Source organism: Streptomyces sp. NPDC003393 (assembly GCF_053589015.1).
This window is the reverse complement of the sequence record NZ_JBSFRB010000014.1, coordinates 113,473-131,881: the sequence shown is the minus strand read 5'-3', so window position 1 is coordinate 131,881 and position 18,409 is coordinate 113,473. Positions and strand designations below refer to the sequence as shown.

Here is an 18,409-nt window from a genome sequence, read left to right as displayed (position 1 = left end):
TGCGCACCCTGCGCGGCGAATGGCACGCCATGGTCGTGGACCCGCTGCGGCAACTGACGCGCCGTGGCCTGTCCGGGCTGGTGCTGGCCTTCGTGGCCGCCTTCGGTGTGATCTTCTTCCACGCGGTCGCCCAGCACCCGAGGGGCGAGACGGCGGTGCGGATCCTCGGCGGCGTGCGGGGCGACCTGCCGCTGTGGCTGGCCCTGCTGCGCACCCCCGTCTCCCTCTACGTCCCGGCCCTCGACCTTCCGGTCTGGGCCGGCATCACCCAGCTGTTCCTCGCCTTCGCCCTGGCCGAGCTCACCCTGGGCCGGGCCCGCACCCTGTTCATCTCCTACGCCACCACCCTGGCCGGCACCCTGACCGTGCGGGTGATGCTCGCGATCGGGCCCGGCCGGTGGGGCCTGGGGCTGCCGCCCGCGGTCGGGCACGTCCTCGACACGGGTCCGTCGGCCGCCGTGGTGGGCCTGTTCAGCTATCTGTCCGTGGTACGGCGCACCCCGGTCGTCTTCCTCCTCACCGGCGGCTCGATGGTGGCCGAGTCGGTGGTCAGGCCCAACCTGGCGGGCCGCGAGCACCTGATCGCGGTGGCCACGGCGGTCGTCCTGGCCCTGGTCCACGAACGCGCCTGGCGCCGCCTGCCCCGGCCGGGCCGGCGCAGGCGCCCGACCGTCGCCCCAACCCCTGCCGTTCCGGTCGCGGTTGCCTATCGTCAACAACCCGGGGCTGAGGTCCCGGGCTTGCGCAACGGGGCATCACTGGAGGTGATGACACGTTCGCGTCCAGCCCCGCCGCGCTGACGCGGTGGTGGGGCAAAGGCCGTTGACTGGGCCCCGCATCGCCACAACTCCCACGCACGCGCGCGGATGTTGCGGGAGCCGTTCCGGTCCGCATGATCAACGAATCCGCAGGACCGGCACGCGAACCAGGCCTGCGAGACCCGGTTCGCCCTGTCGATGTGGCCGCACTCGGCGCAGGTGCGCGAGGTGTACGCCGGATCGACGTACACCACCGGCACACCACCCGGCGGTCCGAGGATGCCATTTATCCAGGGCGTGACCGCCCGGGGATTCCTCGCAAGAATAAGCTGAACCCATGCGCACAGGGGGAAGGACGGGGGACCGATGAACTGGATCTGGTGGGTGCTCATCCTGTTCTGGACCGGCGGCTTCGCGTGGCTCGCCGACACCGCGCGCACCGCGCTGCGCAACCGCCACCAGCGCAGACTGGAGCTGATGGAGGCGCAGAAGGCGGAGCGGCTGGCCGTCGAGGCCGCGCACAAGCCGCCGGAGCCGGTGTGCGGCTGCACGCACCACCTGGCCAAGCACGACAAGAACGGCCGGTGCCACGAGCGCGTGGAGGTGCCGACCGCCTGGGACGAGAACAAGAAGCCGGTGCGCTACGAGCCGGGCCAGTGCAACTGCCAGCAGTACGTGGGCCCCCAGCCGCTGTCCCAGGTGTACGCCGAGGAGCTCACCGACCGGGCCTGACCACCGTCGGCGCCGCCGTCCGGAGGCGGGGCCTGACCGCCGCCCTCCGAAGCGGCCCTTCCTGCTGCGCCCGGGTGCGGGCGGACCGCCGAATCCCCGCAGGAGCGTCACACAGGCTGCACACAGCGGAGCGCCGCGCTTGTTAGCGTGGCTGGCCGCCCGGCCGGCCTACTCAGGAAGATCCGGATGGACTACTGCTCCACGTGCCGACGGCACCTCAACGGTGCCCTCGTCTGCCCCGGTTGCGGGGCCTACGCCCCGGACATAGCCCCGAACGTCACCGCGGACTCCGCGCTGCCCTTCGTCCCGGGGCCCGCCGCGGACCCCGTGTTCTCCTTCACGCCGCCGGACGTCGCCCCGGGCGCCGTTCCGGCGGGTGCCGTGGACGGGATGTCCGCCACCGCCACGGACGGCGGGCCCGAGGCGACGGACCGCACGTCCGCCGCCGCGGCGGATGCGGCGGCCGTACGGCAGCGGCCGGGGCGGGCGGCGCGGCGGCGGCAGCGGGCCCGGTGGAAGAAGACCCAGCGCCGCGCGCTGGTCGCGACCGCCGTGGCGCTGGTCGGCGGCGGTCTGACCGTCGCCTCGCTGGACCGGCACACCGCCGGCCCCGCTCAGGCGGCACCCGCTCCGAGCACCCCGCACACGGACTCCGTGGGCCGGCAGCCGGCCGGGTACACCGGCACGGCGACCGGGGACGCCGGTCCCGGACAGGCCTCGCCGGCCTCCCCCGCACGGCCGTCCACGCGCCCCGCGCACCAGTCGCCCACCACGGCCCCGGCGCCCCGCGACACCGCCACGGCGCAGAACCTCCACCCCTACTCCGCCGCCCCGCACACCACGGCGGCCGTGCCCGCTCCGGCGGCCGCGTACCCGTCCGCGCCGGCTCGGCAGCCGGACGGATCGGGGGGTTCCGTCACCTCGTCGGGCGCCTCCGGCTCCTCGGGCACCTCCGACGGCTCCAGCGGCGACCGTTCCCCGGGCACGACGACGCAGCAGACGCAGCAGACGTCGCAGCCGGCCGCCTCCGACGGCTCCGGCTCCGGAACGGCTCAGAGCAGCCCGACGACCGCGCCGTCGCCGGCCTCGCCCTCGTCGACTTCGCCGCACCTGTGTCTGCTCGTGCTCTGCCTGGGCTGACGAGAGCCGGTCAGGCTCCCTCCGGGCCGCCGGCGGCCCGGTCGTCGAAGCTGGCGAAGTACGCCGCCGCCATGTCCTCGTTGGCGTGGCCCAGGGCGGCGGCGCGGGCGAAGCGTTCGGCGCTCGCGGCGGCCACGTCGAGGCGGACGCCGTGCCGCTCACCGGCCTGGACGATCAGCCGGGCGTCCTTCTCCGCCGTCTCCACGGCGAAACTCGGCGGCATCAGCCGGCCGCCGAGGATGAGACCGGCCTTGGCGTGCAGATAGCCCATGTCGAGCGGGCCGCCGGAGATGAGGTCGAAGAAGCCCTGCGGGTCCACGCCGAGGGCCTTCGCCAGGGCCAGCGACTCACCGGTCGCCGTGGTGGCCGCGATGACCCAGCTGTTGGCCACCAGTTTCAGCCGGGTCGCGCTCGCCGCCGCCCCGTCCTCGCCGGTCCACACCGTACGGACGCCGACCGCGTCGAACACCGGCGCCACCACGTCCCGGCCCTCGGCCGGCCCGGCGGCCAGCACCGTCAGCTGCCCCGCCTCCGCAGGCTGCTTGGTGCCGAGCACCGGGGCGTCGTAGAAGACCAGGCCGTGTTCGCGGGCCAGGGCGGCCAGTTCGCCGACCGACTCCAGCCCGGCCGTGGTCGACTGCACCCAGGCGGCGCCCGGACGGGCCGCGGAGGCCGCCTCACGCATCACCTCCAGCACCGTGCCGCCGTCGTACAGCATGGTCAGGACCACATCGGCGGCGCGCACCGCCTCGGCGGCCGTGTCGGCGACCAGCGCTCCGTCGGCGGCGAGCGGTTCGGCCTTGGCGCGAGTCCGGTTCCAGACCCGGACGGTGTGCCCGGCGCGCACCAGGTTGCGGGCCATCGCCGAGCCCATGATCCCGGCGCCCAGGACGCCCACGGTACGGCTGGTCTCGGTCATGTCGTCCCCTTCGTGATCCATACGGCGAGTATCGCGCGCGCACCGGGCCCGCCCGGTGAGCGACCGGCACCGCCGACACGGACGGCCCCGGCGCGTGCCGGGCCGTCCCGGAGAGAACCGCCGTCGGCCGCTCTGCTCCGGCGTCCGGCCCGCGCAGCCGGGAGCGCCGGGTTTCCCGACCGGGCCCGCGGCGCCCCCGAATCCCGGAATTTTTTACCAGAACAAAAGGTTTCGGAGGCCTTCCCATCCGTACTGCTGTGTGTCCGAACCGCCGCTGAGCGGGCTTCACTTACCGGGCAGGAGGCACGGTGCGCTTTTCGCGGAACACGACGGGAACCCTCTTCGTGGGCGGAGCTCTCGGTCTGACCCTCGTCGCACTGGCCTATCCGGGCATGCTCGGCCTTCAGAAGGTGTCCAGCGACCCCACCAGGGTCATCTCCCAGACCCAGTGGGGGCCGCTCACGGAGGCGGACCGCGACTTCGTGGTGAAGGTGCGCGCGGCCGGGCTGTGGGAGTACCCCGTCGGGCAGATGGCCGTGAAGAAGGGCACCACCAAGGCGGTCGTCACCGCCGGTCAGCACCTGATCGACGGACACGCGGCGCTGGACGCCAGCTGCCGGAAGATCGCACCCCTGCTGAACATCGACCTGCCCAACGCGGCCAGCCCCCAGCAACAGGGGTTCGTCACCGTCCTCAGCGCGGACGCGGGCAAGAAGTTCGACAGCGACATGGCCAACATCCTGCGCGTGACGCACGGATCGATCTTCAACACGATCGCGAAGATCCGGTCCACCACCCAGAACAGCCTGGTCCGCGCACTCGCCAACCAGGCCAACGACACCGTCCTGGACCACATCACGGTCATGGAGGAAACCGGCCTGGTCGACTACAACCGGGTGCTGTTCGAGCAGACGACCCCGCCGAAGCTGCCCTCCTCGGACCTGACCCCGCCGCCCGTCTCCGGCGGGCAGCCCCTGGTCGAGCTGACCCCGCCGCCGAACGCCACGTCGAGCCCGCTGGACATCGGCGGCGCTCCGGGGGGCGCACCGGGCGGGGCGCCGTCGCCCAGCCCGACGGTGCGGTGAGCCCGGCGGCGGAGCGAGTCCGTGCGCAGGGCGAGGGACGGAACGGCGCGGGACGCCGGCACCGTCCCTACGCGAGCCACACGGTGGTGTCCGGTCCCAGCCGGCGTCCCGTCAGCGGCGTGCTGCTCAGCAGCACCTCCCCCGGCGGCAGCGGCACGTCCGTGTCCGTCAGGTTGGTGACGCACCGCCAGCCCTCGGACCGGGTGAAGGAGAGCACCCCGCTCGGGGCGTCCTCCGCCCAGGTGAGCGACTCGCCCGCCGACAGCTTGCGGCGCAGCCGCAGAGCCGTGCGGTACAACTCCAGCGTCGAGCCCTCCACCCCGTCCTGCGCCTGCACGGCGTAGGCGGCGAAGCCGGCCGGCTGCGGCAGCCAGGCCGCGCCCGCCCCGAAGCCGTACGACGGTCCGCCGGTCGTCCACGGCAGCGGCACCCGGCAGCCGTCCCTGCCCTTGCGGACATGGCCCGTCTGTTCCCAGATCGGGTCCTGGAGCACCTCCGTGGGCAGGTCGGCGACCTCGGGCAGGCCGAGTTCCTCGCCCTGGTAGAGGTAGGCCGAACCGGGCAGCGCGAGCATCAGCAGCGTCGCCGCACGGGCCCGGCGCAGCCCGGCCGCCTCGTCGACGGCCGGGGCGCGTCCACCGGACAGCAGCCACGCGTTCTCGTCGGTGCCCGGCGGGAGCATCAGCCGTGAGGCGTGCCGGATCACGTCGTGGTTGGACAGCACCCAGGTGGCCGAGGCCCCGGCGGCCCGCGCGCCGGCCAGCGAGGCGGCGATGACCCGGCGCAGCTCACCGGCGTCCCAGCCGGTCTGCAGGTACTCGAAGTTGAAGGCCTGGCCCAGTTCGTCCGGGCGGGCGTACAGCGCGCGCCGGCTGTCCGGCACCCAGGCCTCGGCGACCGCCGTACGGGGCGGGAGGTAGGTGTCGAAGATCTTGCGCCAGTCGCGGTAGATCTCGTGGACGCCGTCCCGGTCCCAGTACGGGTGGCTGCCGGGCGCCATGCGCGGCAGGGCGTCCTCGCCGGTGACCCCGATGTCCCCGACGTCGCGGAGCGGTTCGTCGAGGTCCTTGACCAGGGCGTGCGCCACGTCGACGCGGAAGCCGTCCACGCCCCGGTCGGACCAGAAGCGCAGGGTGGCGCGGAAGTCGGCGCGGACCTCCTCGTTCTCCCAGTTGAAGTCCGGCTGCTCGGGCGCGAACAGGTGCAGGTACCACTGCCCGTCCGGCACCCGCCGCCAGGCGCTGCCGCCGAAGACGGACTGCCAGTCGGTGGGCGGGAGTTCACCGTGCTCGCCGCGTCCGTCGCGGAAGACGTACCGGTCGCGGGCCGGAGAGCCGGGCCCGGCCCGCAGCGCCTCCTGGAACCAGGGGTGCAGGTGGGAGCTGTGGTTGGGGACGATGTCGACGATCACCTTCAGGCCCAGGCGATGGGCCTCGGTGACCATGGCGTCGAAGTCGTCGAGGGTGCCCAGGCGCGGATCGACGTCCCGGTGGTCGGCGACGTCGTAGCCGCCGTCGGCCAGCTCGGAGGGGTAGAAGGGGCTCAGCCAGAGCGCGTCCACGCCGAGCGCGGCGAGGTGGGTCAGCCGCTGGGTGACGCCCCGGATGTCGCCGAGCCCGTCACCGTCGGCGTCGGCGAAGCTGCGGGGGTAGACCTGGTAGACGACGGCCTGCCGCCACCGGTCGGGGTTCTTGGGGGAGAGGTCGAGGGGTGCGTCGCCGGGGGCGGTGCCCGTGGCGACGCGCGTGGAGTCGTGGGGGGAGGTGTCCGTCGAGTCGTGCGTGGTGGTGCGGTCGGTCACGCGATCTCCTCTTCGGTGCGTCGTCGATGCAACAAAGAGAACTCTGTCCCGATCGCCGGAAATATGAAACCGCCACAGGAGGCAGAGGGGGCGGCAAAGGGGGCGTACGTCAGCCGGCGTCCGCCGCACAGTGCTCCAGCAGGCCCCGTACGTCGCGGTCCACCACCCGGTAGCGCACCACGCGCCCCTCCTTCTCGCCCTCCACCACCCCGGCCGCCCGCAGCAGCCGCAGGGCCTGGGAGACGGCCGGGTCGTTCATGCCGGTGGCGATCGCGAGGTCGGAGACGGCCAGTGGGCCGGTGCGGTGCAGGGCGAGCAGCAGCGCGAGCCGCTTGGGGTCGGCGAGCAGCGAGAAACGGTCCGCCCAGGCGCGGACGTGCGCGGCGTCGCCGATCGCCGCGATGGCGTCGCACACCCGGTGACCGTCGATGGTGCGGCGGTCCGCGCGGTCGGCAGGGACGAGATGCATACCGCCATCCTCGCAGGCGCACCCCTGTGATCTTCCATACCTGCGCAGGTATGCAGCTATGCAGCCGACCGCTTCCCCCTCTACGGTGGGCGGGCCGTGGTGTTCGGGAAGTCGATGCAAGGTCGACGCGGCCCTCGCCACTGTGATCGGGGAGTTCCAGGCCCACGTCCCGCGCGGGACAGCCACTGGCCGTCGTACGACGGCCGGGAAGGCGGGCCGGGCACGCACCACCCGTAAGCCAGGAGACCGGCCACGGCAGCTCACGAAGTGATCCACGAGGTGCTGGAGCGTGATGACCGGATGACCCTGCCCAACCCTGCCCCGACGACGACCGAGGCCGCCTTCGCCTGGCGCCGGGAGGACACCTTCAAGACCGCGGGGCTGATGGGGGTGATCCTCGCCCTGCACGTCGTCGCCTTCGGGATCCTGTTCCTGCTCGTCGTTCCCGAGCACTACCGGGTCGGCACCAAGGCCTTCGGCATCGGCCTCGGCATCACCGCCTACACCCTCGGCATGCGGCACGCCTTCGACGCCGACCACATCGCCGCCATCGACAACACCACCCGCAAGCTCATGGCCGACGGCAAGCGCCCGGTCTCGGTGGGCTTCTGGTTCGCGCTGGGCCACTCCAGCGTGGTGGTGCTCCTGGCCCTGCTGATCGCCGGCGGGACCTCGCTGGCCGGCAAGGTCATGGACGACGGCTCGCGCACCCACCAGGTCCTCGGCTTCATGGGGACCACCGTCTCCGGGACCTTCCTCTATCTGATCGCCGCCCTCAACCTGGTCGCCCTGGTGGGCATCCTCAAGGTCTTCCGCGCGATGCGGGCCGGCACCTACGACGAGCGCGAGCTCGAACAGCACCTGGACTCCCGGGGGTTCATGAACCGCGTCCTCGGCCGGCTGACCCGGTCCGTCTCGCGGCCGGGGCAGATGTTCCCGCTCGGTTTCCTCTTCGGCCTCGGCTTCGACACGGCCACCGAGGTCACCCTGATGGTGATGGCCGGGTCGGGCGCGGCGGCCGGACTGCCCTGGTACGCGATCCTCTGCCTGCCCCTGCTCTTCGCGGCCGGGATGAGCCTGTTCGACACCCTCGACGGCACGTTCATGAACTTCGCGTACCAGTGGGCCTTCTCCAACCCCGTCCGCAAGGTGTTCTACAACCTCACCATCACCGGCCTGTCCATCGCCGTCGCCTTCTTCATCGGCACGATCGAACTCGTCGGCGTCCTGCACGACAAGCTCGACCTGCGTGACGACGTCACCGGCTGGATCGCCGGCCTCGACCTGGACAACGTGGGCTACATCATCGTCGGCCTCTTCGTCGTGGTGTGGGCGGCGGCGCTGGCGTACTGGAAGGCGGCCAAGGTGGAACAGCGCTGGGCGGTCCGGGCGGCGGAGACGGACTAAGGGCTGTTGCCTTCGACCGTGGCCAGGTACAGCTTCACGTACCGGTCGGGGTCGATGTCCAACGCCACGTCCACCAGCCGCTGTTCGCGAGCCTCGCCGTGGAGCTCCGCCTCGCCCGGGCGCGGCCGGCGGTCGACGACCGTCTGGCCGCGCGCCGGGCCCGGCGCGAGGTTCACCTCCACCGGCAGCCGCCGCGTGGTCAGCCCCGCCGGGTCGGCGACCGAGCACACGGCGCCCGCGTCCCCGAGCCCGCCGGAGGGGTCCTGCGCGGAGGTCACCGGGTCGCGGTGGGCGAGCAGCCGTCCCGCGAGGTTCGCGCCCGGCTCGGCGCTGTCGCGCAGTCTGCGTACGTCGTCGGCCGGGACGATCACCCGCTGGAACACGTCCAGCCCGTACATCGTGATCGGCACCCCGGCGGTGAGCAGGATCGCCGCCGCCTCCGGGTCGTGCCAGACATTGAACTCGGCGACCGCGGTGGCGTTGCCGGTGGCGACCGCGCCGCCCATGAACACGATCCGCTCGATGTTGCGCGTCACCTCCGGATGGGTGCGCAGCAGCAGCGCGATGTTCGTCAGCGGGGCCGTCGGGATCAGGGTGACGGGGCGGGGCGAGGCGAGGATCTCGCGGCGGAGCAGTGTCACCGCGTCCACGCCGGCCGGGCGGCGGCGTGGCTCGGGCAGCCCGAGGTCGCCCATGCCGTCCCGGCCGTGCACGTGGTGCGCGGTGCGCAGGGGCTCGATCAGCGGGCGTTCGGCGCCCCGCGCCACGGGGATCTCGGGAGCGCCCGCCTGTTCCAGGACGGTCAGCGTGTTGCGTACCACCTGGTCCACGTCCGTGTTCCCGGCCACGCAGCCGACCGCGCGCAGTTCCAGGCCCGGGTGGCGGACGGCGAACAGCAGGGCCAGTGCGTCGTCGACACCGGTGTCGCAGTCGATGATCACGGGGGTGGCGGAGGTGGACTGACCGGTCACGGCGGGCTCCCTGGTGAACGTTCCGTCGGCGGACGCCCCGACACTGCGACCTTATGCGCCGGGCGCCTCGCCCTCACCCCACAGTCCGGTGCCTCGCGCCGCCACCTGCTCCGCGATCCGGTCCAGCAGTTCCGCGACGGGCACGGGCCCCGGCCGGCGCCCGTCCCGCAGCCGCGGCGCGGCCAGTCCCGCCCCGGCCTCCCGCTCCCCGATCACGGCCTGGTACGGCACGAGTCGCGCCGCCCGGATCCTGGCCCCCAGGGTGCCCTGCTCCGGACCGGCGAGCTCGGCCCGCAGTCCGCGCGCCCGGGCCTGCTCCACGACCTCCTCGGCGCGCGCCGCCTGCGCCTCGGCCACCGGCAGCACCACCAGCTGCACGGGCGCCAGCCACACGGGGAAGGCCCCGCCGTGCCGTTCGATCAGGTGCGCGACGGCGCGCTCCACGCTGCCGATGACGCTGCGGTGCACCATCACCGGGCGGTGCTTGGCGCCGTCGGCGCCGATGTAGTGCAGGTCGAACCGCTCGGGCTGGTGGAAGTCGATCTGCACGGTGGACAGGGTGGCCTCGCGGCCGGCCCCGTCCACGATCTGCACGTCGATCTTGGGCCCGTAGAAGGCCGCCTCGCCCTCGGCCTCCTCGTAGGGCACACCGGCCCCGTCGAGGACCTCCCTCAGCAGCGCGGTGGCCCGCCGCCACAGCTCCGGGTCGGCGACGTACTTGCCGCCCTCGCCGGGCAGGGACAGCCGGTGGCGGGCGGCCTCGATGCCGAGGTCGGCGTAGGCGCGGGCGATCAGGTCCAGGGCGGCACGGGCCTCGTCGACGGCCTGGTCCAGGGTGCAGAAGACATGGGCGTCGTTGAGCTGGATGGCCCGCACCCGGGTCAGCCCGCCGAGGACGCCGGACAGCTCCGAGCGGTACATGCCGCCCAGCTCGGCGATCCGCAGCGGCAGTTCGCGGTAGCTGTGGGAGCGGGAACGGTAGACGAGGGCGTGGTGCGGGCACAGGCTCGGGCGCAGGACGACCTGCTCGGCGCCCAGCTCCATCGGCGGGAACATGTCGTCGCTGTAGTGCGCCCAGTGCCCTGAGATCTCGTACAGCTCGCGTTTGCCGAGAACGGGCGAGTACACGTGCCGGTAGCCGGCCGCGCGCTCGGCCTCGCGGATGTACTCCTCCAGTTCGTGGCGCACCACGGCGCCGTCGGGCAGCCAGTACGGCAGGCCGGCCCCGATCAGCGGGTCGGTGTCGAACAGGGCGAGCTCTCGGCCGAGGCGGCGGTGGTCGTGCATGGCGGACTCCTCAGGGGTGCGGGTGCGGCGGGAGGGGCGAGGAGCCCTGGAGGCGGAGAGCGGAGGAACGCCGAAGCCCCGGGCACTCGCCCCGGGGCTTCTTCGATCAGCTCAGCTGTCGGCGCGCCGGGACACTCTCCGGCGTCGTCGTCACGAGGAACGACGGGATGGACGGCACGGCACGCTGCATGGGCGGGACGCTAGCAGCGGGCCGGACGCGCACGCGAGGGATTTTCTCCTCGCCCTCCTCCTCGCCCTCCTCCTCGCACGTCTCCCCGCGGTTCTCCCCCCGTGCGGTGCGGGCCGGGCCGCCCGGCCCGCGACCTCGTCACCCGTACGGCCCGCACCCGCACGGCCCGGCGCGCTGGTGGGCGGGGCGGCCAGGTGGTGCCGTGGAGACGAACGCCCACTCCGTGTCACCGCCCGCTCCTCTGGAGGCATCCGCTCATGCACCGTCTGCCGGCCGCCCGCCTCCTGCCCGCCTGCGTCCTGTGCACGGCCGCCCTGATGACCGCGACCGCCTGCACGTCCGGGTCCGGCGACGCCTCCACCTCGGCGGCCACCCGCCCGGCCGGGTCCGACACGCCGGGCGCCTCCACCACGCTGACCGCCGCGCAGGCGCAGGCCGCGCTGCTCACCGAGGCCGACCTCGGCGCGCCGTGGGCTCCGACGCAGGGCGCCGCGACCTGGCGGGACGGGGTGCTCAAGGCCCGGACCACCGTCGCGGACTGCCAGCGCCTCCTGGACGCCCTCTACAGCGACCAGCCGCTCGGCGCCCCGGCCGGCACGTACGCGGCGACCGGGTTCGACGACGGAGACGACTCCGCCCAACTGCGCTACCAGGTCCTCTCACAGCGCCCGACGGACGTGGACCGCGCCCTGGCCTGGCTGAGGACGCTGCCGGAGAAGTGCTCCCGCTTCACGGCGACGACCACCCGGTCCGGGGAGCAGGACGTACGGGTCACCGCCCTCGACCTGCCGGACGTCGGCGACGCCCGCCAGGGCCTGCGGATCGTTTTCACCTCGCAGCCGAACATGGACGACTTCTACGACTCCGAGTGGGACGACTGGGAGGAGGACGAACGGAACACGGAGCCCACCACCACCCTCACCCTGGAGGTCGCCGCCGTACGCGTCGGAAACGAGGCGATCGCCCTCACCGAGGGCGCTCCGGGCGCCCTCCCGCCCAACGTCACCGCCCACGCCGTCCAGTCCGGCGCCCAGCGCCTGACCGACGTCCGCCGCTCCGCCCGCGCCCAGGCCTGACCACCGAAGGGGTCTCAGGCGGCCATCCGGTCCACGGCGTCCTTGGCCTCCTTCAGGCCGCTGCCCGTCGCCTCCCGGTACACCTTGACGGCCTCGATCCGCTTCCCGGCGCGCAGCAGCCGGGTCACCTCCTCCAGCCGCAGGTCCTCCTCCCGCAGCCCCAGGTGGTCGAGGATCAGGTCGAGTTTGCGCTCCATGCGGGCCATGCGCCGGTCCGCCCGGGAGATCCGGCTCTCGATGCCGGCGACACCGGCGAGCACGACCACGGCGACGGCCGACCACGTCAATATGTCCATGACAGCGATCCTAGGAACTGTCGCGGCTGTCACAGCGGCGGCTGGGCCGGGGCCGGGCCGATCGTCGTCGTGCCGGGGGCGGTGCGGTGGCCCAGACCGGTGCGGTAGGCGTCCAGGGCCGCCTCCACCCGGCCGGTGCGGCGCAGCAGGTCGCCGAGGAGCCGGCACAGGTCGGCCAGGTCACCCGCGGCACCGGCCCGCTCCAGCAGGCTCAGCGCGCGCACGTAGTGCTCCTCGGCCGCCTCCGTGTCGCGGGCGTCCTCGGCGATGATGCCGAGCAGGCGGTGGGCGGCGGCGGCGTGCACGGCGCCCCGCTCGGAGTGCAGGTCACCGAGGACCCCCCGCAGCAGTTCGGCGGCCTCCTCGGACTTGCCGCGCCGGTGCAGCACATCGGCCAGTTCGACCACGACCTGGCTGGTGTAGAGGGCGGCGCGGCGGGCGCTCAGCATGTCCTGCGCGGCACGCAACTCCTGCTCGGCCCGTTCCAGTTCGCCGTTCTGGGCACAGACATAACCGCGCATCCAGTGGCAGTTGGCCAGTTCGGTGCGCAGCTGGAGGTGTCGGTAGAGTTCGGCGGCCTTCGCCAGCGAGGCGTCCGCCTCGGCGATCCGCCCCTCGGCGAGCAGTGTGCGCGCCACCGACCGGTGCATCCGGGCCACCAGGGCCGGGTCGCCCGCCTGCGGGGCGAGGGCCAGGGCGAACTCGGCCGCCTGCGCGGCCCGCGCGTGCGCGCCCATGTCCATGTATGGGCCTATGACGCTCGCGTAGAGCAGCAGCAGGGCGTCGGGGTCGTGCAGGCCCCCGCGGTTGAGCTCGTCGAGGGTGGACTCCAGCAGGTACACGGCATACCGCAGCTCGCCCGCCAGGTAGTGGGAGACGGCGCGACCCCGCAGCGCCGGGACGCGGGCGGGCAGCGGGGAGCCGGCCAGCGCCCGCTCGGACCGCTCGAAGTGCTCGCGGGCGCTCGTGAGCTCGCCGGTCTCCAGGGCGCACTCGCCGAGCCCCAGCAGGGCCTCGGCCTGCACCTCGGTCAGCTCGTGCTCCTCGGCCTCGGCGAGCAGCCGGGCGTACTCCTCGGTCGCCCGGGCGGTGTCCCCACCGGTCAGGGTGCGCTGCGCCTCGGTCAGCCGCAGCCGCAGGTCGGTGGCGAGATGGGCGGGGCGTCCGGTGGCCAGCTCGTCGAAGGCGACGCCGAGCCGCTCGGCCAGATGCCGGAGCGCCTCGTCGGAGGGGCGCACGCGGCCGGCCTCCAGCGTGGAGACATACGCCGGTGTGTACGCGGGCTCCGCCAACTGTCGCTGGGTCAGTCCTCGTTCCCGCCGCAACCGCTGCACCCTGCGCCCGATGGTCTCCGGGTCGTCCCGCTTCGCCATGCGGTTAATCATGCCAGTAAGCCCACTTACGGCAAGACGCTTCACTGACCTTCCGTCAGCACCGGACGTTTTGCCCACCATCGCCCAACTCTCCGTGGCACCCTTCCCGTTGGGCCCATCCACCCCCTAGGTTGGAGAGCGCGTTAAACGCAATTAATCCGCCACTGTCGTTCACCGTCGCTGCGAGGTCGGTTGCCGTGCCCGGACACACTGTCGCGCGCCGAGGTCGTCTCTCCGCACGCCACGTCAGAGGATTCGGCGCGGCCCTGATAGCCGTGGCCGCGCTGGTCGCCGCGGCCAACGCCGGGCCTGCCGAAACCGTCGCCCCACAGCCCGTCCGGCAGACGACCGTCCAGGACCATGAGGTCCGCGCGTCCGTCTCTCCGCCCGTGGGGGCGCCCGCCCGGCCGGGGTTCGCCCGGCCCGGATGCGCCCCGGTCCGCCTCAGTCCGGCAGCGCCTTGCGCAAGGCCTTGTGCAGTCGGGCCGCCAGCACCGGGGCGCTCGACGGGTTGTCGGTGAAGAGGTCGCCCAGTTCGGTGGTGAGGGTCTGGGTGAAGGCGCCGTAGAGAGGGGTGCGGGGGCGGGGGACCGCGGCGCGCAGCGCGGGGAGCAGGATGCCGCGGGCGTACTTCGGGCGGCCGGCCGCGTCACGGGGCATCCGGTCGGTGCTCTCGCCGGTGGGCGAGGCCGAGGGTCCGGCGCCCGCTCCCCCGGTGGGCGCGAAGGCGCAGGTGACGCCGTCGTCGACGTACGCGGAGGTCCGGGTCGCGGCGAAGCCCGCGTCCAGCAGACAGCGTTCGCTCCGGGCGCTGGTGAGGAAGGTGATCAGCTCGGCGGCCTTGCGGGCCCGCGGCGAGGACCGGGTCACCGCGAGGTTCTGCCCGCCGAGGACCGCCCGGCCGGGCAGCGGCGCCACGCCCAGCTGCTGCTCGGTGAAGGTCTGGTGGAGCGTGCCGTAGGCGTACGGCCAGTGCCGCAGGAAGGCGGTGCGGCCGTCCGCGAAGTCGCTGAGCGAGGCCGCCTCGTCGGAGCGGAAGGCGTCGTCCAGGGTGTACGGCCGCTCGGTGCGCCGGCGCAGCTCCACGAGACCGGCGGTCAGCTCCTGCACGTCACCGGTGTAGTGGCCGGAGTCGTCGGTGAGGGAGAAGTCCTTCGTGGCCGAGGCGAACGCCTCGACGGCGTTGACCGTACGGCCCTCGTACGCGGCCAGCTGCGTCGTCCACAGCTTCTCGTAGCCCTTGGGCGGGTGGTCGTCGAGGGCGTCACCGATGTCGATCAGGTTCTGCCAGGTCAGGCCGGGACCGAGGGTGGTCTGCTGCACGCCCGCCTCGCGCAGGTGGTCGCGCCGGTAGTACAGCAGCCCCACGTCGCTGTTGAACGGCACCGCGTACACCCGGTCCTTCCAGCGGGCCGTGCCGGCCACCGAGGGGATGACGTCGCCGTCGATCGCGCTGTCGGCCAGCGGCTTGATCAGCCCCGCCTCCGCGAACTCGGGCACCCATGTCACGTCCAGGTTGACCACGTCGTACTCGGCGCTGCCCGACTGCAGCGCGCCCAGCAGCTGGCTGCGCTGCTCGTCGGCGGAGCCGGGGAGTTCGACCAGCCGGGCGTGGTAGCCGGAGTTCTGCTTCTCCTGCTGCCGGTTCCAGGCGTCGATGAGCTGCTGGCGGATGCCGCCCTTGCCGGTCACGTCGCGGCCGCTGGCCACCACGATCTCGCCGGGCACATCGGCGGCGGGCGTCCGGGCGTCCCGGGGGCCGCCGCCGGTGCAGGCGCCGGCCGCGAGCAGCAGGGGCAGCAGACAGAGCGCGACCCGCCGTCGTCCCACCGGTCCTTTCGCGCTCGCCCGGCATCGTCCCGGCCGCCGTGCCATCAGTCCTCCCCCGTTCCCACGCGCGCGACCTCGTCGTGCAGGCCGGTGCCGAGGTCGTCGCTCGCGTCCAGGCAGCGGCCGTGGCTCGCGTCGGCGATCCGGGCGTCCGGGCGGCCCTTGTCGCAGCCGCCGCTGACCAGGGACACCATGTCCACCGGCACCTTCGCCGTCGCCGCCCGCCTCAGCACCTCGTCCAGGTTCTTCCCGGCCAGCCGGTTGTCGTCCTCGTCGTCGGTGACGAAGACGATCAGCTGCGGGCGCTCGTCGTCGGTGCCGCGCCGGGCCATGTCGTCGAGGGCCGCGAGCAGGGCCGCGTGCGGGTCGGCCTCCGCGTCCCGCACCCGCGCCCTGCTGTCGACGGCGCGTTCGGCGTCGCCGCGGCGGTGCGGCCCGAAGGACAGCAGCGTCTCGTACCGCGGGCCGTCGGCCGTGCCGTGGACCGCCCAGATCCCGTACTCGTCCTGGCCGCCCAGCCCGCCCAGGGACTGCTTGAGGATGCCGGGGCCGCCGCTGGGGCCCGGCCACCGCGTGTTCATCGAACCGGAGCTGTCCAGGAGGTAGAGCACCCGGCCGGGGCCGTCGGCACTGCGGTAGCTCTCGAGCGCGGTGTCCATCGCCGTCTGCCCGGCGGTGCCAGGCAGCGGACTGGGGTCGCGCAGCACACCCGTCCCGGGGTGCTCGGCGTCGAGCAGCGGATGCCCCGGATCCGACGCGGAGCGGAAACCTGCGCGGCCGAAGGCCGCGAGCCCGTCCTCGCCGGTCAGCCACTGGTGGAAGCGGCGCACGGCGTCCTCCCGGTCCGCCTCGTCCCGGTCGCCGCCCTCCCAGCGGACCCGCACGAACACGGGCGTCAGCGCCGGCACGTCGACCGGGTACTCGGCGCTGCGCGGCACCCGCGTCGTCCGCGCGCAGCCGACACCGCTCCTGAGCAGGAACTCCGGCACGAGGGCGGCCGTACGGTCGTCCACCGCACGGTCGCCCGGCAGCGCGCACAGCAGGTCGGCGGCGGTCGGGGCGGGCGGCCCCGTGGGTCGGACGCTCTGCTCGGCACCGCGCGGGTCGGCGCCTCCACCGCCGTACAGGCCGATCGTCGCCAGCAGCGCGGAGTCGGTGACCTCCGGGTCGGGGCGCAGCACACCGGCGCCGCGGTCCTGTTCCTTCAGGTCGGAGATCAGCCGGGACAGGGGGAGTCCGACCCGTTCGTCCAGGGCGGCCCCGGCGATGTTCTGCGGGACGGCCAGGACGACGGGGGAGTACACGAACGGCTCGGTGTCCGGCAGGAGTTCGGCGAAGGTGCGGTCGGTCCGCTCGGTGGTGACCCGGGCGACGTCCGTGAGCGAGGCGGGTATCCAGACGTCCGGCTGCGGTCCGATGTCCCGCTGCGGGTTGGTGTCCTCCCCGCGGGGCTCCTGCCAGGCGTCGGTCTGCCGGCGCAGCGCGGTGACCGCGCTGCTCGCACCCGCGCTGTAGACGGTGATCCCGGCACGGCGGCAGTCGTGCCCGGTGGTGTTGGCCTTCGAGGTGAGGAACGCGTCGGCGGCGGCGCGGACCGTGGGCTCCAGGTCGGGGTCGGTCAGCAGGCGCAGTTCGAGCGGAGGGGCGCAGGAGTGGTCGCCGCCGAATCCCCCTAACCGGTAGCCGGCGAAACCGGCCCCGGCGAGCACCAGCACGAGCCCGGCGCTCAGCAGACCCTTCGCCGGCCGGCCCCGCCCCCCGAACCACTTCACGACGGCGCGCACCCGCCGCCGCCCGGCACGAAGCACCGCCCGGAGCCCACCGGACGCGCCGCCCGGAACCTGCCCCGTCCGCTCGCCTCCCGGCGGCGCCACCGACGACTGCGCGGAGGGCGCCCGATCCTCGGACGACTGAGGCGAGGCGGGGTCGCGGGACCCGGACGACGGTGCGGGTCCGGGCCCGGACGCGGACCCGGGATCCGGGGCGGACGCGGGTCCGGGACCGCGATCCGGTGCGGACGCGGGTCCGGAGCCCGTAGGCGCTGTGGCCGCGGCTCCGGAGCCGGTGTGCGCCGCGGGCGCCGGTCCAGCGGGCGAGGCGGGTTCGGATCCGGGGCCCGCCGCGGGCCCGGGCCCCGTCACCGGTGGTACGGACCCGCTGGTGGAGCCGGGCCGCGGTCCTGGCACGGGTCCGGAGACCGCTCCGGGCCCAGGGTTCGCTTCGGACGGGAGTGCGGGCACGACATCCGGCACGGGAACGGGACCGGTTCCGGGAGCCGGCCCAGGTCCCGCCCCGGAACCCGAACCGGCCCGAGCCCGCGCTGGGACAGTGGAACGGGCGGTCAGCAGTACGTCCGTGCCCGGCTCCGCGACGAACTGCGGTTCCCACAGGTCCCCGAGGGTCGTCGTGCGGTCCGCCCGGAGCATCTCCTGGCGCGCCCGGGTGAAGAGCTCCAGCGCCGACAGGTCCTCGTCCGCGCCGAGCAGCCGCACCAGTTCCGCGGTGAACGGGGTCGGTCCGCCGCCGTCGCCCGAGTCGATGAGGCGGTTGGCCTGCACGCCCATCAGCAGCAGGATCCTGTGGCGGTGCGCGAAGTCGTGCCACACCCGCGCGGCGTTGCCCGCGTAGCAGCAGTCCAGGATCACCACGATCCTGCGGGCTCCGCTGCCGGCGAGCACGGTGAGCACCGAGGAGAACGCGTCCGCGCCCGGGAACACCGCCTGCCCGCCCGCGACCACGCGCGCGTTGCGCATCTGGAGGAACAGCTCGTTGCCCGCGCTGGGCACGGCGCCGTGCCCGGCGAAGTAGCACAGCAGCAGCCCTTCGGCCTCCTGGGCGGCGGTGTGCAGCTCGTCCGTGAAGTCGTCCAGGGACGGCGAGCGGCAGAGGATGATCTCCCGCTCGTCGAACACCCTGCCGCGCTGCAGGGCGTGGCGGAGCCGGTTGAGGTTGTGCTTGACCGCGGGAAGATCGCCGGGGACCCCGTCCGGCTCGGACGGCTGCGTGTGGTCGTACTCCGAGACGCAGACCAGCAGCGCCCGGTTCTCCTGTCCGCGCGGGTCGAGAGGGCTCACG

15 protein-coding genes, 1 pseudogene and 1 riboswitch are annotated in these 18,409 nt (G+C 73.8%); of the genes and pseudogenes, 6 read left to right on the top strand and 10 right to left on the bottom strand.

The features are described 5' to 3' along the window. Positions 1-29: 29 nt before the first annotated feature. Positions 30-800, top strand: a complete 771-nt coding sequence (locus tag ACWDUZ_RS16715; protein ID WP_451632565.1) for a hypothetical protein — start codon at positions 30-32, stop codon at positions 798-800. Here ACWDUZ_RS16715 and ACWDUZ_RS16710 read toward each other — a convergent pair. Further along, positions 713-1,150, bottom strand: a complete 438-nt coding sequence (locus ACWDUZ_RS16710) for a zinc ribbon domain-containing protein (protein WP_451632539.1) — start codon at positions 1,148-1,150, stop codon at positions 713-715. The two genes, ACWDUZ_RS16715 and ACWDUZ_RS16710, sit on opposite strands and share 88 nt — an antisense overlap. Between ACWDUZ_RS16710 and ACWDUZ_RS16705 the strand changes: the two genes are divergently transcribed. Continuing rightward, positions 1,125-1,490 (top strand): hypothetical protein, encoded by a 366-nt coding sequence (locus ACWDUZ_RS16705; protein ID WP_451632538.1) that lies wholly within the window; start codon positions 1,125-1,127, stop codon positions 1,488-1,490. The two genes, ACWDUZ_RS16710 and ACWDUZ_RS16705, sit on opposite strands and share 26 nt — an antisense overlap. A 186-nt stretch (positions 1,491-1,676) precedes the next feature. Further along, positions 1,677-2,630: an SCO2400 family protein gene (locus tag ACWDUZ_RS16700; RefSeq protein ID WP_451632537.1), complete on the top strand. Its 954-nt coding sequence runs from the start codon at positions 1,677-1,679 to the stop codon at positions 2,628-2,630. Between the two features lie 10 nt (positions 2,631-2,640). On the opposite strand, the gene ACWDUZ_RS16695 is transcribed toward ACWDUZ_RS16700, so the two are convergent. Continuing rightward, on the bottom strand, positions 2,641-3,549 hold the full coding sequence (locus tag ACWDUZ_RS16695; protein WP_451632564.1) for an NAD(P)-dependent oxidoreductase: 909 nt from the start codon (positions 3,547-3,549) through the stop codon (positions 2,641-2,643). 344 nt (positions 3,550-3,893) lie between these two features. Between ACWDUZ_RS16695 and ACWDUZ_RS16690 the strand changes: the two genes are divergently transcribed. Next, positions 3,894-4,634 carry a DUF4142 domain-containing protein gene (locus tag ACWDUZ_RS16690; protein WP_451632563.1) on the top strand — a complete coding sequence of 247 codons (741 nt, stop codon included), beginning with the start codon at positions 3,894-3,896 and terminating at the stop codon, positions 4,632-4,634. A gap of 67 nt (positions 4,635-4,701) precedes the next feature. Here the strand turns inward: ACWDUZ_RS16690 and ACWDUZ_RS16685 are convergent, their stop codons facing one another. Beyond that, positions 4,702-6,435, bottom strand: a complete 1,734-nt coding sequence (locus tag ACWDUZ_RS16685; RefSeq protein WP_451632536.1) for a glycoside hydrolase family 13 protein — start codon at positions 6,433-6,435, stop codon at positions 4,702-4,704. 109 nt (positions 6,436-6,544) lie between these two features. After that, the gene (locus ACWDUZ_RS16680; protein WP_451632535.1) at positions 6,545-6,904 is read right to left on the bottom strand and encodes a metalloregulator ArsR/SmtB family transcription factor; all 360 of its coding nucleotides are present in this window, start codon (positions 6,902-6,904) and stop codon (positions 6,545-6,547) included. Between the two features lie 80 nt (positions 6,905-6,984). Next, a riboswitch (cobalamin riboswitch) is annotated at positions 6,985-7,173 on the top strand. Here ACWDUZ_RS16680 and ACWDUZ_RS16675 point away from each other — a divergent pair. Continuing rightward, a complete protein-coding gene (locus ACWDUZ_RS16675; RefSeq protein ID WP_451632534.1) occupies positions 7,172-8,311 on the top strand; it encodes a HoxN/HupN/NixA family nickel/cobalt transporter in 1,140 nt (379 codons plus the stop codon). (Overlaps the previous riboswitch by 2 nt.) Here the strand turns inward: ACWDUZ_RS16675 and ACWDUZ_RS16670 are convergent. Further along, a complete protein-coding gene (locus tag ACWDUZ_RS16670) occupies positions 8,308-9,282 on the bottom strand; it encodes a nucleoside hydrolase (protein ID WP_451632533.1) in 975 nt (324 codons plus the stop codon). The two genes, ACWDUZ_RS16675 and ACWDUZ_RS16670, sit on opposite strands and share 4 nt — an antisense overlap. A gap of 51 nt (positions 9,283-9,333) precedes the next feature. Continuing rightward, positions 9,334-10,584 (bottom strand): annotated as a pseudogene (thrS, locus tag ACWDUZ_RS16665) (threonine--tRNA ligase); the annotation flags it as partial. Between the two features lie 432 nt (positions 10,585-11,016). Between thrS and ACWDUZ_RS16660 the strand changes: the two are divergent. Then, a complete protein-coding gene (locus ACWDUZ_RS16660) occupies positions 11,017-11,835 on the top strand; it encodes a hypothetical protein (protein WP_451632532.1) in 819 nt (272 codons plus the stop codon). Between the two features lie 14 nt (positions 11,836-11,849). Here ACWDUZ_RS16660 and ACWDUZ_RS16655 read toward each other — a convergent pair whose 3' ends face one another. The 4 genes from ACWDUZ_RS16655 to ACWDUZ_RS16640 all read right to left on the bottom strand — a co-directional run bounded on the left by ACWDUZ_RS16655 (position 11,850) and on the right by ACWDUZ_RS16640 (position 18,408). Beyond that, complete coding sequence (locus ACWDUZ_RS16655) at positions 11,850-12,131, bottom strand: ribosomal protein L7/L12 (protein WP_451632531.1); 282 nt, start codon at positions 12,129-12,131, stop codon at positions 11,850-11,852. A 29-nt stretch (positions 12,132-12,160) separates the two neighbouring features. Beyond that, on the bottom strand, positions 12,161-13,504 hold the full coding sequence (locus tag ACWDUZ_RS16650; RefSeq protein ID WP_451632530.1) for a tetratricopeptide repeat protein: 1,344 nt from the start codon (positions 13,502-13,504) through the stop codon (positions 12,161-12,163). 444 nt (positions 13,505-13,948) lie between these two features. Continuing rightward, positions 13,949-15,334, bottom strand: a complete 1,386-nt coding sequence (locus ACWDUZ_RS16645) for an extracellular solute-binding protein (protein WP_451632529.1) — start codon at positions 15,332-15,334, stop codon at positions 13,949-13,951. Between the two features lie 44 nt (positions 15,335-15,378). Then, positions 15,379-18,408, bottom strand: a complete 3,030-nt coding sequence (locus ACWDUZ_RS16640) for a caspase family protein (protein ID WP_451632528.1) — start codon at positions 18,406-18,408, stop codon at positions 15,379-15,381. Position 18,409 lies beyond the last annotated feature (1 nt).